Source organism: Knoellia sp. S7-12, from assembly GCF_040518285.1.
Lineage (GTDB): Bacteria > Actinomycetota > Actinomycetes > Actinomycetales > Dermatophilaceae > Knoellia.
Genome location: NZ_CP155449.1, coordinates 4043571 through 4059660, shown reverse-complemented (window position 1 = coordinate 4059660; position 16090 = coordinate 4043571). Strand labels below are relative to the sequence as shown.

Sequence of the window (16090 nt, the reverse complement as noted above, 5' to 3'; positions counted from 1 at the left end):
GAGCAGTGGTTCAGCTGGTCGGGTAGACCGGCTGACTCTGCGGGTTGAGCTGGCCCATCCGCACGAGTGCGGCGGACGCGAGATCAGGATCGGTGATCCGCAGGACGTCGAAGCCCTTGCCCAGGTCGGAGCTGTAGACGTGACCGTTGTAGTAGTAGGACGACCAGGTCCCACCACCGCCACCGCCGAAGCCGCCGTTCGGACCGCGCTCGAAGTAGCCGATCTCACGAGGGTTCGCGGAGTCGGTGAAGTCCCAGAAGGACGTGCCGCCCATGTACCAGGACTGGACCATGACGTCGCGGCCCGCAACCGGGATGAGCGAGCCGTTGTGGGCGACGCAGTTCTCGGAGCTGCCCTGGTGACGCGCGATCTTGTAGTACGACTTGAACGTCAGCTGCTTGGCAGGCGACAGGTCGTAGATCGCGTTGGCGCCACGCGTGTTGTAGTTCTTCGTGTTGCAGGTGGCCGCGCCGCCGCCGCCCAGCTCGTCGGTGAAGATCACTTTGGTGGCGTCCTGGTTGAAGGTGGCCGAGTGCCAGAAGGCGAAGTTGCGGTCGGACACGCGGCTCAGCACCTTGGGGTTCACCGGGTCGGCGATGTCCAGGATGATGCCGTCACCCATGCAGGCACCCGCTGCGATCTTCTTCGCGGGGTAGGCCGTGATGTCATGGCAGCCACTCGTGCCGCCGGCCAACAACTTGCGATTCTGCGTGCCACCGTCGGGGAAGAGGTTCGGCGTGGCGACGACCCTGGCGGCGGTCGGGTTGGCCTTGGGGACCTCGATGATCGAGATCGCGTCGTGCGGGGGCTGACAGTCCGGAGTCTGCGTGCTGGGGCTGTAGGACGACACGTAGATGTAGTCGAGGTCCGGTCCGCCCGGGACGAGGGTGTTGGTGTGCGAGCCGCAGGAAGTCTCGACGGACTTGACGTACCTCGGGTTCGCCGGGTCGGACACGTCGAAGATCTTGATGCCCTCCCACGAGGACTTGATCGTCGCGCTCTGTCCGGCCGAGGAGCAGGAGTCGTTGCTGCGCGAGGAGTCCGTGGAGAGGTAGAGCAGGTTGCCGGAGATCGAGACGTCGTTCTGGTCGCCTGGGCAGCTCACGACCGAGAGCGTCCTGGGGTCGCTCGGGACGGAGATGTCGTAGACGACGAAGCCCTTGTAGTTGCCGACGTAGGCCTTGTCGCCGCTGAAGGCGATGTCGGTGCCGGTGCCGCCCGCGAGCGGGCCGGGGGTCTGCAGGTTCTTCAGGAACTCGACGTTGGCGCTGCGACCGATCTCGTCGGGCCCGAGCTGGGTGCCGAACTTGCCGACGTACTGGTCGCCCGGCGCAGCGGTCGCTGGCATGGCGCTCATTCCGGTGGCTGTGATCACGGCGATGGCGGCGACCCCAAGCGTGCGTTTCATTCTCATTAGTCCTCCTCCATGGCTCCCACAGCAACTCCCGGGGAGAGATCAGTAGTGCGTTCCCGTCAACTCTTCACCACGTCGGCCCGACGCGGGGTAAAGCGTGAGAAAGAAGTGCCGCGGGACGATGCCCACACCACGCGACTCGGGGCTCATGTCGCTCGTCCGCGCCGCCTCGTGCACACAGCAGACCGGCCGCCCATGCACGAGGCACGGACGACCGGTCGAGGTGATGCTGGCCAGCTGGTGCTGGCCGTCGGGCTCAGCCCTGGGTGGACTTGTTGAACACAGGCTGGGACTGCGGGTTGAACTGGTCGGTCTTGACCAGTGCCGCCTTCTTCAGGTTGGCGTTGTTGATGCGCAGGACGTCGAAGCCCTTGCCGATGTCGGATGAGTAGACGTGGCCGTTGTAGTAGTAGGACGACCAGGTGCCGCCGCCACCGCCAGCGGGACCCGCCGGGCCGCGCTCGAAGTAGCCGATTTCACGCGGGTTCTCTGAGTCGGTGAAGTCCCAGAAGGACGTTCCACCCATGTACCAGGACTGCACCATGACGTCACGGCCGTTCACCGGGATGAGCGAGCCGTTGTGGGCGACGCAGTTCTCGCTGTCGAACTGGTGCCGCGGGATCTTGAAGTACGACTTGAAGGTCAGCTGGTTGTCGGCCGACAGGTCGTAGATGCCGTTGGCGCCGCGGGTGGGGCCGACCTTGGAGTTGCAGGTCGCCGCGTTGCCGCCGCCGAGCTCGTCGGTGAAGACGACCTTGGTGCCGTCGTTGTTGAACGTTGCCGAGTGCCAGAACGCGAAGTTCTTGGTGTCGGTGACCGACTCGATGACCTTGGGGGCCGCCGGGTTGGAGATGTCCATGATGATGCCGTCACCCATGCAGGCGCCGGCTGCGATCTTCTTCGACGGGAAGGCGGTGATGTCGTGGCAGCCACTGGTCGCCGAGTACGGGTTGCCGTCCTCGTTGGTGCCTCCGGGGTTGCCGCCATCGGGGAAGAGGTTCGGAACACCGATCAACTTGGCATCGCTCGGGGCGGCCTTGGGGACCTCGATGATCGAGATCGCGTCGTGTGGGGGCTGGCAGTCCGGGAAGGTGGCGTCGGGTCGGTAGCTCGAGACGTAGATGTAGTCCTTGGCGCCACCGGGCACGAGGGTGTTGGTGTGCGAGCCGCAGTTGGTCTCGATGGACTTGAGGTGCTTGATTTCGGCAAGGTTGGACACGTCGAAGATCTTGATGCCCTCCCAGGCCTCCTTCTCCGTCGCGGCCAAGGGCGCCGAGGCGCAGGTGTCGTCGGTGCGCGATGAGTCCGTCGAGAGGTAGAGCAAGTTGCCCGAGATGCTGACGTCGTTCTGCGAACCCGGGCAGCTGAACACAGCCAGCTCCTTCGGAGAGCTCGGCGTGGAGACGTCGTAGACCGTGAAACCGTTGTAGTTGCCGACGTAGGCCTTGTTGCCGCTGAACGCGATGTCACTGTTGGTGGCGCCGGCGAGCACGCTCGACTTCGGCAGGTTCTTCAGGAGCTCGACGTTGGCGCTGCGGCCGATCTCGTCTGGTCCGAGTTGCGTTCCGTACTTCCCTACGTACTGGTCGCCGGGAGCGGCGGTCGCGACTGCCGCGCCCCAGCCGGTGACGGTGACTGCCGCGATCGCGGCGATCCCCACCGTGCGTGTGATCCTCATAGATCCTCCTCCGTGGCTCCCCATCGGCCAGTCCGAAGGAGAGTGTGTCGTGCGGTTCTCCCACTCTCTAACACGGCGAGGTGACATGGGGTAAAGGGAAAGTAAGAAAATGAGGGGGGTCTGGGACGCTCGCAGGTCTGCGGTCTACAGTGCCGCGCATGACCAGATCGTCCAGATCAAGCACAGTGTTGCGTTCGAGCCGGTACGTGGCTGGGCTCGCAGTGCTGGCCCTGCCACTCGCTGGGTGCACCAGCGATGTCGAGCCGGACCCGGTGCGCACTGCTCCGACCGCGAACGCTCCGGTGATCCGCCCGGGAGCGCCGGGCGAACCCAACGTCACGCTGACTGGCTCGGCGGCGGCACCACTCATCACTCCGACCCCGGCAAGCCCGGGTGACACGGCGTTCTACCAGGACATGATCGTCCACCACGCCCAGGCCATCGTCATGGTCGAGACAGTCCTTGAGCGCCTCTCGGACGAGCAGGTCAAGGGAATCGCCTCCCGGATCGCCGATGAGCAGGTCCCCGAGATCGACGTGATGAAGCGCTGGCTCGAGTCGAAGCAGCAGGACGTCCCGCCGCAGGCGACCAACCCCCGACTCGGTGGACATGAGCACGCCGGCATGCCGGGCATGGCGACCGAAAACCAGCTGACCGAACTCGCGTCGGTGAGCGGCGTGGCGGCCGACCAGCTGTTCCTCACGCTCATGATCAAGCACCACGAGGGTGCGCTGGCCATGGTCAACGACCACGCCCCGACCAAGGGCGGCGACTACGAAGTCGGGAAGATGGCGGCGGAGATCAACGTCACCCAGATGAAGCAGATCCAGCAGATGCAGACGATGCTCGCCCGCCTCACCTGACTGTCGCCGTTCCCGACCAAGGGAGGTCACGTTCGGCGCTGACCACCCGTGCCGTCTGGTCGAAAACGATTGGGGGACAAGGCAAAAGGCGGGGTATGCCGGGAACTCTCGTTCCGGCATACCCCGCCTTTGCGTGTGGCTGGGTGAGGCGTTCGGCTACTCGCCGGCCGCAGCGGCCGGTTCACTGCCGACGGCGCCGGTCGTGGCCGCAGTGACGATCGGGACCTCGACGATATCGGCCTTGCGGGCACCCGCGAAGGTGAAGGTGTCTTCCTTGCCCTCGCCGGTGGCGTCGACCGCGACGATCTCGCCGGCCTTGAGCTCACCGAAGAGGATCTTCTCGGACAGGACGTCCTCGATCTCGCGCTGGATCGTGCGACGCAGCGGTCGCGCACCGAGCACGGGGTCATAGCCGCGCTTGGCGAGCAGCGTCTTGGCCGCGGTTGTGAGCTCCATGCCCATGTCCTTGTCCTTGAGCCGCTTGTCGAGCTTGGCGATCTCGAGGTCGACGATCTGGATGATCTCGTCCTGCGACAGCTGGGGGAAGACGATCGTGTCGTCGACGCGGTTGAGGAACTCGGGACGGAAGTGCTGCTTGAGCTCGTCCGTGACCTTGGCCTTCATTCGGTCGTAGCTGCTCTGCGTCTCGGGACCAGCCGAGAAGCCGAGAGCACCCTTGGAGATGTCACGCGTGCCGAGGTTGGTCGTCATGATGATGACGGTGTTCTTGAAGTCGACCACCCGCCCCTGCGAGTCGGTGAGGCGACCGTCCTCGAGCACCTGCAGGAGGCTGTTGAAGATCTCGGGGTGAGCCTTCTCGACCTCATCGAACAGGACGACCGAGAACGGCTTGCGCCGGACCTTCTCGGTGAGCTGGCCACCCTCTTCGTAGCCGACGTAACCCGGAGGCGAGCCGAAGAGACGCGAGACAGTGTGCTTTTCGGAGTACTCCGACATGTCGAGCTGGATGAGGCTGTCCTCGTCACCGAAGAGGAAAGCGGCGAGCGTCTTGGCGAGCTCGGTCTTGCCGACACCCGTGGGCCCGGCGAAGATGAACGAGCCACCGGGACGACGCGGGTCCTTGAGGCCAGCACGCGTGCGACGGATCGCCTGCGAGAGCGCCTTGATGGCGTCGTCCATGCCGACGACGCGCTTGTGCAGCTCGTCCTCCATGTGGAGCAGTCGGCTTGACTCCTCCTCGGTCAGCTTGAAGACCGGGATGCCGGTGCTCGCCGCCAGGACCTCGGCGATGAGCTCCTCGTCGACCTCAGCGACAACATCCAAGTCGCCGGACTTCCACTCGGTCTCGCGGTGCGCCTTCTCGTTGCGCAGGTTCTTCTCGTCGTCGCGCAGACGCGCGGCCTTCTCGAAGTCCTGCCCGTCGATCGCCGACTCCTTCTCGCGCACGACAGCCTGGATCTTCTCGTCGAACTCGCGCAGGTCCGGCGGTGCGGTCATGCGACGGATGCGCAATCGGGCGCCGGCCTCGTCGATGAGGTCGATGGCCTTGTCGGGGAGGAAGCGGTCGTTGATGTAGCGGTCAGCCATGTTGGCTGCGGCGACGAGCGCACCGTCGGTGATCGAGACGCGGTGGTGCGCCTCGTAGCGGTCGCGCAGCCCTTTGAGGATCTCGATGGTGTGGGCCAGCGTCGGCTCGGCCACCTGGATCGGCTGGAAGCGGCGCTCGAGAGCGGCGTCCTTCTCGATGTGCTTGCGGTACTCATCCAGGGTCGTCGCACCGACGACCTGGAGCTCACCGCGAGCCAGCATCGGCTTGAGGATCGACGCGGCGTCGATGGCGCCCTCGGCAGCACCGGCACCGACGAGGGTGTGGATCTCGTCGATGAACAGCACGATGTCGCCGCGGGTGCGGATCTCCTTGAGCACCTTCTTGAGGCGCTCCTCGAAGTCACCGCGGTAGCGGCTGCCGGCGACGAGCGCGCCGAGGTCGAGCGTGTAGAGCTGCTTGTCCTTGAGCGTCTCGGGAACCTCGCCACGCACGATGTCCTGGGCGAGGCCCTCGACGACGGCGGTCTTGCCGACGCCGGGCTCACCGATGAGCACCGGGTTGTTCTTGGTGCGGCGGGACAGCACCTGCATGACCCGCTCGATCTCCTTCTCACGCCCGATGACGGGGTCGAGCTTGCCCTCGCGGGCAGCCACGGTGAGGTTGCGACCGAACTGGTCGAGCACGAGCGAACCGGCGGGGGTGCCCTCGGCGGGGCCGCCCTGACCGACTCCTGTCGCGGCGCCCTCCTTGCCACCCTGGTAGCCCGAGATGAGCTGGATGACCTGCTGGCGGACACGACCGAGGTCGGCGCCGAGCTTGACGAGGACCTGGGCAGCAACGCCCTCACCCTCGCGGATCAGGCCGAGCAGGATGTGCTCGGTGCCGATGTAGTTGTGGCCGAGCTGAAGGGCCTCGCGCAGGGAGAGCTCAAGGACCTTCTTGGCGCGCGGCGTGAAGGGGATGTGACCGGTGGGGGCCTGCTGGCCCTGGCCGATGATCTCCTGCACCTGCTCGCGGACAGCGTCGAGAGAGATCCCCAGGCTCTCCAGAGCCTTGCTGGCGACACCCTCACCCTCGTGGATGAGGCCGAGCAGGATGTGCTCGGTGCCGATGTAGTTGTGGTTGAGGAGGCGCGCCTCCTCCTGGGCGAGGACGACCACCCGGCGGGCTCGGTCTGTGAACCGTTCGAACATGTGCGTTCTCCTGACTGATTCTTGCGTCACCTCGATGCTATCCCCGCTGCCTGTATGCCGTGGCGGCCTGTTCACATGGGCCGTCACGAACGAGGAGGGGCGAAGCGTGTCAAATCGTCCAACGCGGCATACCCGCGTCGTGTTCCACGGGCTGAGCCGAGGCGACTCATGTTCGCTCTCGGCAGACGTGTGAGCAGCCGGACGACGGCGTATGCCGGTCCACGCAGAGCGTGGGACCCGCGCTCACCTGTGCGTCAGCGGTCCTCCGATGGCTGCAGGTCGACTCGTGGCGAGATGCCGGAGGCGGGCACGAGGCCGTGCTTCTCGAGGGCCTTGCGCAGCTGCTCGGCCGCGTCGATGTTCGTCGGGCTGCTCGTCCACGACGAGATGGGCAGGTTGATGAAGCGACCCTCGGTGACGGCCGGGAGGTTCTTGGTGGCGGGGTTCGATCGAAGGACTGCCACCTTGTCGGCGAAGGACTGGCCCGGGTAGTCCACGAACGCGAAGAAGTCCGGCTTCGCTGAGACGAGCCGCTCCCACGAGACCTCGGTCCACGAGTCCTTGAGGTCCGCCGTCGCGTTTCTGGCGCCCGCCGCCTCGATGATGGCGTGCGGTCCACCGAAGGCGCCGCTGGTGAAGATGTTTTTGGTGCCGGAGTCGAAGAGGAAGACGGTGGGTGGTGCCGCGGGTCGGGGTGCCTTGGTGAGCGCCCCCAGCCGGGACGTGATGTCGGCGATGACCGCGCGGGCCCGATCCTGGCGTCCCGTGATCTCGCCGAGGTTGCCCAGGTCGGCGTACAACGCGTCCCATGGCGGCATCGTCCCGCGAGCGCCGTTGCCCTGCTTGCAGCTCTCGGACAGGACGTAGGGCGCGATGTCGTGACCCTTGAGGTCTTCGGGCGTGAACTTCTTCTCGAGCGTGTAGCCGTAGTTCCACCCCGAGACCACGACATCGGGCCGAGTCGCGATGGCGTTCTCCATCGTCGGGTAGTCCTGCGAGGACACGGGAAGCCGGTCGACGACGTCCTTGCCGTAGACCGTCGAGAGGGTCTGCTTCTGGGCCGCGAGTCCGGTCACTCCCGCGATCTGCTTCTCGGCGCCAAGCGCGAGCACCATCGAGAGCAGGTTGCCGTCGCCCGTGACATAGAGCCGCTGGGCTGGTGACGGGAAGGTCTCCCTGGCGCCGCAGTTGGTGACCGTGACGGTCCCGCCCTTCGGGGCAGACGTCGGGGTGGACGCGGACGACCCGGCGCAACCGGACGCGAGGGCGACGGCGGCGACGAGGGCGGGAACGGCATACCTGCGTCGTGTGCGAGAGCGGCGGACGTGGGTGGGACGGACGGAAGGTCGGGTCATCAGAGGGCCTTTGAGTGGTTCGTGACCGGCTGGGCGCCGGCACCGAGGACGAGATGGGTCCGGCCGGTGACCGGATCCGTGAGGTGTGCCGCATCGATGTCGAAGACGCGGTGGATCAGGGTCGGCTCGAGCACGGTGGCCGGTGGGCCGACGGCGAGGACGCGCCCCTCGTGCAGCACGGCGACGAGGTCGAAGTGGGCGGCGGCCAACGTCAGGTCGTGCACCGCCGCGAGCACGGTGCGCCCGAGTCCGCGCACGGTCTGCATGAGCTGAACCTGGTGGTGCACGTCGAGGTGGTTCGTCGGTTCGTCGAGGACGAGCAGGTCGCTGCCCTGCGCGATCGCTCGGGCCAGCATCGCCCGACGACGCTCACCGCCGGAGAGGTGGTTGCACGGGTGGTCGGCCTTGTCGACCAGGTCGACGGCATCCAGGGCGGCCAGGACGATCGGACGCTCCGAGCTCTCGTTGACAGCCCACGGGGGGCGGTGCGGGATACGGCCGAGGGCCACCATCTCGCCGACGAGGAGGTCCTCCGGCGGCGACTCCTCCTGACCCACGAAGGCGAGGCGAGTCGCCCGGGTTCGCGTGGAGAGCCTCGTGAGGTCGACGCCGTCGAGGTCCACCCGTCCCGCGGTGGCCGGGCGGAGCCCGACGAGAGTGCGCAGCAGGGTGGACTTGCCGCTGCCGTTGCGACCCACCACGGCGACCATCGCACCGTGCGGGACCTCGAGGTCGACACCCGCCACGATGGTCCTGCCACCGATCCCACAGGCGAGGCCATGGCTGCTGAGATGACTGCTGAGCTGGCCGTTGGGGTGGCTGCTGCGGGCGCTCACTCCTGTGCCCCCGAGTAGCTGTAGTGACGGCGTCCGAGGAGCAGCAGGAAGATCGGTGCCCCGACGAGGCCGGTCACCACACTGAGCGGGATCTCCTGCGGTCGCACGATGACGCGGGCGGCGACGTCGACCCATATGAGGAACAGCGCCCCACCGACGGCGCTGATCGGCAGCACCGCGCGATGGCGGGCCCCGACGACGATGCGCGCCAGGTGTGGGATGACGATCCCGACGAACCCGATGCCTCCCGAGACCGCCACGAGGACTCCCACGAGGATCGAGACCAGGACGAAGAGGCCGGTGCGCAGCGTCCTCACCGGCACCCCGAGGGCGGAGGCGACGTCAGGTCCGGCGGCCAGGGCGTCGAGCCATGAGTGCAGCGCCGCCAGGACTCCGAGGGCCAACGTCACCACGATGACCGACGGCAGGAGCTGGCTCCACACCGAGCCGGACAGGCTTCCGAGGAGCCAGAAGAGCACCGACTGCGTGGCCTTGGGATCGGCGCTGACGAAGACGAGGAAGCTCGAGACCGACGAGAACGCGGCCGACATGACCACGCCGGTGAGGATCAGGCGCAGCGGGGTGATGCCCCCCTGCGCCACCGAGATGCCGAAGACGAGTCCCGTGGCGAGGAGGGCGCCGGCGAGTGCCCCCAGCGAGAGCGCCCAGACGCCGAGACTTCCGAGCACACCGACGACGATGACCAGGGTCGCCCCCACCCCGGCCCCCGAGGACACCCCCAGGAGATAGGGATCGGCGAGGGGGTTGCGGACCAGCGTCTGCATGCATGCTCCTGCGACGGCCAGTCCCGCCCCGACGATGACGGCCATGAGAACTCGCGGGGCCCGCAGCTCCCAGACGATCGTGTCGTAGGTCGGATCGGCCCCCTGCCCTCCCTGGACCCGTGCCCGGACGACATCGAGGACACCGGACACCTCAAGGGGTTCGGACCCGAAGGCGAGCGAGAGGACGGCGCTCACGATCGTGGCGAGGAACAGCAGCACGAAGAGCGGCATGACGGGCAGACGCCAGCCAGTCATGGCAGGGCGCACCGCATTGTTCGAAGAACCCACAGGTCTCCACTGCGTCGGGGACCCTGATCGCGAGGCCCGGTTGGTTGACGAGCGAGCCAGCAGGTTTTCGGACTCGGGTTCGTCCCGACGAGGCCCCTTCCCGGGCCGGAGCCCAGTGGTTCACACCTCGCCAGTCACCCTCACCGCTGCGCGACAGTTCCGGAGTCTCACCGGATTCCCTCTGCACGGATGTGCGTCTGACTCGGGAGTGACCCTAGCAGCGCGTCGGCGCGGTGGCCCGCACCGACAGTGTCGGTGGCCCGTCGGGGTGGGAGCAGCCGAGTACCCTTGCGGCTCAGGACTGACTGCGGCCCGCCGAGCCGCGCCGAGGTCACGAACCAGAGACAGCCAGGTGGACCACTCTGATGGAGGCGTTCGACAAATGGTGAGTGAGCACGGCTCTGCTCCCACCGGTGCCACCCGGCGCGAACGCCAGCGACTCCAGGTGCTTGACGAGATCAAGGAGGCCGCCCTCGGTGAGTTGCGCGAGCGCGGAACTGCGGGTGTCACCATGCGAGCGGTGGCTCGGGCCATCCACATCACCCCCTCCGGGCTCTACCGCTACGTCGACGGCCATGAAGCCCTGTTGGACCTGTTGGCCATGGACTCCCTCAGCGACCTCGCGGACCGGATCGTGGCCGCGCAGGCCCTCGCCGATGACGGCACGCATGCCACCCGGTGGTTCGTCGGGTGCCTCGCGATGCGCTTCTGGTCGCTCGAGCATCCCGCGGAGTACGGCCTGATCTTTGACACCCAACCCGCGCGCGAGCAACCTCGAGTTGCCGTCGGGAACGACAACCCGGCGTTTGCGGCCTTCAGTCGCGTCTGCGCGGGCGCGCTCGCGGACCGGGAGATCGACCCCGATCGCACGATGCTCGGGTCGTTGGGCCGGTCCGGCGAGGACAACCCTGCGGAGGTGGCCGACCTGCTGGCAGCCACCGGCCTCGCCTGTCTCATCGGCCGACTCTCGATCGAGATCAGTGGTCGGATCGCCACCCCGCTCACGGCCGAGGACCGCTATCCGGTCTTCGTGCAGGCCGTGATGCGGATGCTGGGCTTCCCGGAGGTCTCGCCGGGCCGGGCACCGGTCATCTTCACCGCTTGACGGCATCTTTCGAGCATCTTCTCCAAAGGGCAACGCACCGCGGTTCCCTTGGGTAGCGTCAACGTCGAGATGGGGGACAGACACGAGCGCAGGGCCACGCCCGACGCGCGCACAACAGGCGACGCAGCGCGGCAGGTCCGTCTGGTCCATACGGTCCTCGACACTCTCGACACCCTCCTCGATGCACCGATCCAGGAGCGCCTGGCCGTCGTGGCCGTCCACGCCGCCACGTGTGTGAGCGCTGCTGCCTGGCGCGTCAGCCGCGTCGACGAAGAGACCGTCCGGTCGCAGCGCCCCGAGATCATTCGGCCACCAAAGGTGGGCGATGGGCCAACAGCGCCACAGGGCTGGGCCGCCAACTACCCGCTGGTCACCCGGCCGGCCCTCGCGGAGGCTGCTGAGGGATCGGCATTCAGCGTGACACTGGACACAGCCGATCCGGTCGAGGAGAGCGCACTGGCCGGCACCGGGTTCACGAGCGCGGTGGTCGCTGGCGGCTACGACCCGGATGCCCACAGGTGGTTGCTCGAGATCTTTGGTGACGAGTCCACGCACGAAACCCCTGCCTTCGCAGCCGTTCTCCTCGCTCTCGTGCAGGCCGCACTCGGCTTCCCCAGGGCTGCAGCGCCCTCACGCGCGGCCAGTTGAGACTCCAGGAAGTCGGGCAGGGAGGTCGGGCGAGGCCTCCTCACGAGGCCATGACCCCGCGCAGTTGCACGATCAACTTGACTGTGTGTACTCAGATGGGAACACTGTTCTCTCATGAGACACCTCATCACGGATGAGGGTCGCGTAGCGAGTTCGGGGATTGACATCGTGCGACAGGGGGGTCGCTCGGACGATGGGCACGTAGTCGTTGCCTTCGTCCCGGCACACAACGAGGCAGATCAAATCCAGAGCACCATCGCCTCCCTCCAGTCCCAGACCAGACCGCCAGAGCTCATCGTCGTTGCTGCCGACAACTGCACCGACCAGACCGTCACCATTGCGCAGGGGCAGGGCGTCGTCGTCTTCGAGACCGTCGACAACACAGCGCGCAAGGCCGGAGCACTCAACCAGGCCTGGCAGCGCCATGCCCACGGGTCCACCCACATCCTCACGATGGACGCCGACACGTCGCTGACACCGGACGCCATCGAGAACATGCTGCACGCCTTCGCCTTCCGGACTCGTCGCGCCCGCCGGGGCCGACCGCTCGGGGCTGCGTGCGCTCGCTACTGGGCCAAGGACGGCGAAGGTCTCGCCTGGCGGCTGCAGCGTCTCGAGTACGCGCGCTATGACGACTCCCGAGAGATGCGCGGCTGGGCCGTCCAGGTTGCCTCGGGCGCTGCCACCCTCTATCGGTCCGACGCCCTCGACGAGGTCGTGGCCGAGTTCGGTCGCGAGGTTCCGTGGGACTGCGAGAGCCTCATCGAGGACTACGCCCTCACCCTTGATCTCAAGACTGCCGGGTATGCCGTGAGCGCGGCACCGGGAGCCCAGGTCCTCACGGACACCCCAGCCACGTTCGGCGAGCTCTGGCAGCAGCGCCTGCGCTGGGGACGGGGCGGCATCGATGAGTGCCGCAAGCGTGGCTGGATCCCGGAAACGCGACGGGACATCGCGGCATACGGACTCTTTGGGGTTTCGTCGTTCATGCGCCTGCTCTGGATCGTCTATGTCATCGCGTTGTTCAAGCTCGGCATGGGGCTCACCTTCTCGCTCATCGGGATGATCCCGCTCCTGCTCATGTGGCTCGACCGGGTCAGCTCCGCCTGGCGGGTGCCGGGACGCACGTGGCAGGACATCACTCTCAGCGCGACCATGCTGGTCGAGGACTTCTACGGATTGTTCCTCGAGGCCTGCACGGCGACCGCGCTGCTCCACAGCATTCGACGCACATCACAGGCTTGGTAGGGAAAATCGGCATGTACTTCAACAGTTCCAGCAGTCACACGGTCCAGGCGGCGACGCTGACCTCGGGAACGCTCGCCATGAGCGCGTTCACGTTCGCCCACACGGCCCTGCTGATCTTCGCCCTGGCGTTCGCGGCCTTCGTGGTCTTCCGGCTCGTCCGCCGGACTCAGATCGCGAGTGGGCACCGGCGCACGGCTGGTCGCCACCGCGAGCTCGCGTCAGCTGGCCTGCGATGAGGCGGCAACGCATCGTTGCGGGGGTGATTGCCACCTTCGCGGTGATCGTGATCCTCGGCCTCACCGGGGGACTCTCGAGCGCTGCCTCCACCGCCGCATCGGCCTTCGGCGTGAGCCAGGACTCGACTGCCGCTGCGGCTGCGCAGCGTGCCACTCCTGACGCCTCCAGTTCTGAGCCCAGCCGTGTGGCGCCGGGGTCCATGGGCCTGCTCGCCCTCACCTTCGACGACGGTCCATCAGAGATCACCGCGCAGCTCCTCGATGTCCTCAAGGAGAAGAACGTCAAGGCGACCTTCTTCCTCCAGGGCGCTCACGTCGTGGCCCACCCCGAGCTCGTGCGGCGGATCCACGACGAGGGCCACATCATCGGCAACCACAGCTGGTCGCACCGCACCTTCGACACTTTGACTGACGCCGAGGCCCTGGACGAGCTCGTCCGCACCAACGACGCGATCGCCAAGATCACGGGGGTCACGCCGCAGCTCTTCCGCTACCCCCAGGGCGTCGAGAGCGACTCGGGCAACAAGGCCATCCGCTCGCTCTCCATGTGGGGTGGCGTCCTGTGGCACTGGGAGACAGGAGCAGGTGACTACACCTGCCCCGGCGCCGACGGTGTCCAGCGCTACCTCAACGACAACGCCACCGACCAGGCACTGCTGCTCCTCCACGACGGCAACGAGACATCGAACTGCCCGCAGAACCAGCCCAAGTACCTCCCCAGGGCCATCGACTCACTACGAGCCCGGGGCTTCGAGTTCGGAGTGGTGGCAAGCGCCGGCGGCCCGAGCTGGGTCAACCAGCACTCCTGGGTGCGGGTCATCCCGGCCGACGGGACGCCCTGACGTCGCCATCGCTGACCATCCGGGCCACAGAGCACTGCGATCCGTGAACCCGACCGACACCACCTGTGTCGAAATGCGGGAGTTGAACCCGAAGCCTTGACAGGGCATGCCCTCGGATCCATCGACGAGAGGCAACGCGCAGAACCGGTGGCGGCACGCCGCTCCGACTGCTTCCTCTCGCTCGTCCGTGGCCAAGTCTGACGGCACAGGTATGCCGTCCGCCACCGAATTAGCTTCGCCTCACCCGCCGCTCCCACATCCGACTTATTGCGACTTCGCCTAGTTGCTCGCTGGGCTCACAACTAGGCGAAGTCGCAATAAGTCGATCGGCAAGGTGGGGCTGAGGTCAGCCGCGACGTTGGCAGTTGCCGCACCAGAAGAGGTTGCGGCCGGCGACGACCTGGGTCTTGATCTTCGACCCACAGACATGGCAGGCCTCGCCCTGGCGCTTGTAGACATAGGAGTCTCGAGTGGTCATCCTCACGTCCTCGCCGGCCTCGAGCGCTTGGGACACCTCGTCGACCTGCTCGCGGATCGTGACGATCTTGCTCGTCGCCACACCGAGTGGCAGGAGCGCCACGAGGTCTTCCCAGATGGCCCTCCAGGTCTTGCGCTGCAGCTTGTTGCCGGGGCGAAAGGGGTTGACCCGCAACCGGAACAGCACTTCGGAGCGATAGACGTTGCCGACTCCGGCCAGCACCGCCTGATCCATGAGCAGCTCGGCGATCGGCTTGCTCGACCGCTGGATCCGCTTCCATGCGAGGTCTGGGTCTGAGCGGACATCGTTGGGACGCAAGGGATCCGGGCCCAACCGCACGAGGATCTCATCGACCTTCTCCGACGTGACGACGTCACAGACCATCGGCCCGCGCAGGTCGGCGACGTGGTCGTCGGTGGCGAAGCGGCACCGGACCTGACCCACGACAGGCAACTCACCGGCATACGACGTCGTGTCGATCGTGAAGGTGCCGATCAGCCCAAGGTGCACCCAGAGAAACCGGTCGCCGACGAACTCGACGAAGAGGTGTTTGCCCCACGAGGTCGCCTCGAGGACTTCGAGCCCGGAGACGAGTGCGGAGCCGCCGGCGAACTTGCCCTGCGGGCTCGTCACGGTCGGCGACGTGCCGCGGAAAGCGATGTCGAGGTCACGGGCGAGGGCGTAGAGGGTGTGGCCTTCGGGCATGTGTCAGGAGGCCTTCTTGGCAGCCTTTTTTGCTGTCGCCTTCTTCGCTGTCGTCTTCTTGGCCGCAGCCTTCTTGGCGGGCTTGGCCTCGGCCTTGCTGGATGACTTCGCGGGGGCTTCGCCGCGGGACGCCTTGGCCTTCTCGACCGACTTGGCGAGTGCAGCCAGCAGGTCGACAACCTCGCCGGACTCCTCGGCCTCGGCGGCCGGGGCCTGGATCTCGCCACCCTCGACCTTGGCCTTGACGAGCGACTGGAGGGCGATGGCGTAATCGTCCTCGTAGTCGTCGGCCTCGAAGTCACCGGCGAGCTGCTCGATGAGGAGCTTGGCCATGGCCATCTCCTTGTCGGTCGCGTCCTCGGCCTGCTCGACGGCGGCGAAGTCGGGTTGGCGGATCTCGTCGGGCCAGAGCATCGTCTGCATGACGATGACGCCCTCTCGCACCCGCAGCACCGCCATCGTCATCCGGGTGCGGATCGAGACGGTGACGACGGCCATGCGGCCCTCGGACTCGAGCGCCTCGCGCAGGAGGACATAGGGCTTGGTCGCCGTCTTGTCGGGCTCGAGGTAGTAGGACTTGTCGAGGAGCATCGGGTCGATCTGCTCCGTCGGCACGAACTTCTCGACGTTGATCTCCTTGGAGGACTTGCTCGGCAGGTCCTTGAAGTCCTCGTCGGTGAGGACGACCATGTCGCCGTCCTCGGTCTCGTAGCCCTTGGCGATGTCGTCGTACGCGACCTCTTCGCCGTCGATGCTGCACGTGCGCTTGTACTTGATCCGGCCGCCATCCTCGCGGTGCACCTGCCGGAACTGCACGTCATGGTTCTCGGTTGCCGAATAGAGCCGCACGGGGACGTTGACCAGCCCGAACGACACCGCGCCCTTCCAGATTGCACGCATGAATCC

General features: G+C 66.7%; 14 protein-coding genes and 1 riboswitch. Of the genes, 6 read left to right on the top strand and 8 right to left on the bottom strand.

Features of this window, described 5'->3' with window-relative positions; translation table 11 throughout:
* Positions 1–10 precede the first annotated feature (10 nt).
* Both V6K52_RS19640 and V6K52_RS19635 read right to left on the bottom strand, forming a co-directional pair.
* Positions 11–1408, bottom strand: a complete 1398-nt coding sequence (locus V6K52_RS19640; protein ID WP_353951797.1) for a hypothetical protein — start codon at positions 1406–1408, stop codon at positions 11–13.
* Positions 1409–1670: 262 nt separating this feature from the next.
* Positions 1671–3092 (bottom strand): hypothetical protein, encoded by a 1422-nt coding sequence (locus V6K52_RS19635; protein WP_353951796.1) that lies wholly within the window; start codon positions 3090–3092, stop codon positions 1671–1673.
* 158 nt (positions 3093–3250) lie between these two features.
* Between V6K52_RS19635 and V6K52_RS19630 the strand changes: the two genes are divergently transcribed.
* A complete protein-coding gene (locus V6K52_RS19630; RefSeq protein ID WP_353951795.1) occupies positions 3251–3955 on the top strand; it encodes a DUF305 domain-containing protein in 705 nt (234 codons plus the stop codon).
* Positions 3956–4111: 156 nt separating this feature from the next.
* Here the strand turns inward: V6K52_RS19630 and V6K52_RS19625 are convergent, their stop codons facing one another.
* The 4 genes from V6K52_RS19625 to V6K52_RS19610 form a co-directional block, all read right to left on the bottom strand.
* Entirely contained in the window at positions 4112–6658 is a 2547-nt protein-coding gene (locus V6K52_RS19625) for an ATP-dependent Clp protease ATP-binding subunit (RefSeq protein WP_353951794.1), read from the bottom strand.
* Positions 6659–6912: 254 nt separating this feature from the next.
* Complete coding sequence (locus V6K52_RS19620) at positions 6913–8013, bottom strand: ABC transporter substrate-binding protein (protein ID WP_353951793.1); 1101 nt, start codon at positions 8011–8013, stop codon at positions 6913–6915.
* Entirely contained in the window at positions 8013–8849 is an 837-nt protein-coding gene (locus V6K52_RS19615; RefSeq protein ID WP_353951792.1) for an ABC transporter ATP-binding protein, read from the bottom strand. Before V6K52_RS19615 ends, V6K52_RS19620 begins: the two co-directional genes overlap by 1 nt.
* Complete coding sequence (locus tag V6K52_RS19610; RefSeq protein WP_353951791.1) at positions 8846–9889, bottom strand: iron ABC transporter permease; 1044 nt, start codon at positions 9887–9889, stop codon at positions 8846–8848. The genes V6K52_RS19615 and V6K52_RS19610 overlap by 4 nt, the downstream gene beginning before the upstream one ends.
* A gap of 73 nt (positions 9890–9962) precedes the next feature.
* Positions 9963–10143: riboswitch (cobalamin riboswitch) on the bottom strand.
* 161 nt (positions 10144–10304) lie between these two features.
* Here V6K52_RS19610 and V6K52_RS19605 point away from each other — a divergent pair.
* From V6K52_RS19605 to V6K52_RS19585, 5 genes are all read left to right on the top strand, one after another.
* Positions 10305–11027, top strand: a complete 723-nt coding sequence (locus tag V6K52_RS19605) for a TetR/AcrR family transcriptional regulator (protein ID WP_353951790.1) — start codon at positions 10305–10307, stop codon at positions 11025–11027.
* 69 nt (positions 11028–11096) lie between these two features.
* Positions 11097–11675, top strand: coding sequence for a hypothetical protein (locus tag V6K52_RS19600; RefSeq protein WP_353951789.1), 579 nt, complete (start codon positions 11097–11099; stop codon positions 11673–11675).
* 114 nt (positions 11676–11789) lie between these two features.
* Positions 11790–12923: a glycosyltransferase family 2 protein gene (locus V6K52_RS19595; RefSeq protein WP_353951788.1), complete on the top strand. Its 1134-nt coding sequence runs from the start codon at positions 11790–11792 to the stop codon at positions 12921–12923.
* Between the two features lie 11 nt (positions 12924–12934).
* On the top strand, positions 12935–13159 hold the full coding sequence (locus V6K52_RS19590) for a hypothetical protein (RefSeq protein WP_353951787.1): 225 nt from the start codon (positions 12935–12937) through the stop codon (positions 13157–13159).
* A 23-nt stretch (positions 13160–13182) separates the two neighbouring features.
* Complete coding sequence (locus tag V6K52_RS19585) at positions 13183–14001, top strand: polysaccharide deacetylase family protein (protein WP_353951786.1); 819 nt, start codon at positions 13183–13185, stop codon at positions 13999–14001.
* A 346-nt stretch (positions 14002–14347) separates the two neighbouring features.
* On the opposite strand, the gene V6K52_RS19580 is transcribed toward V6K52_RS19585, so the two are convergent.
* Both V6K52_RS19580 and V6K52_RS19575 read right to left on the bottom strand, forming a co-directional pair.
* Positions 14348–15184, bottom strand: coding sequence for a zinc finger domain-containing protein (locus V6K52_RS19580; protein ID WP_353951784.1), 837 nt, complete (start codon positions 15182–15184; stop codon positions 14348–14350).
* A gap of 3 nt (positions 15185–15187) precedes the next feature.
* Positions 15188–16084, bottom strand: a complete 897-nt coding sequence (locus tag V6K52_RS19575) for a Ku protein (RefSeq protein ID WP_353951783.1) — start codon at positions 16082–16084, stop codon at positions 15188–15190.
* Between the last annotated feature and the right edge of the window lie 6 nt (positions 16085–16090).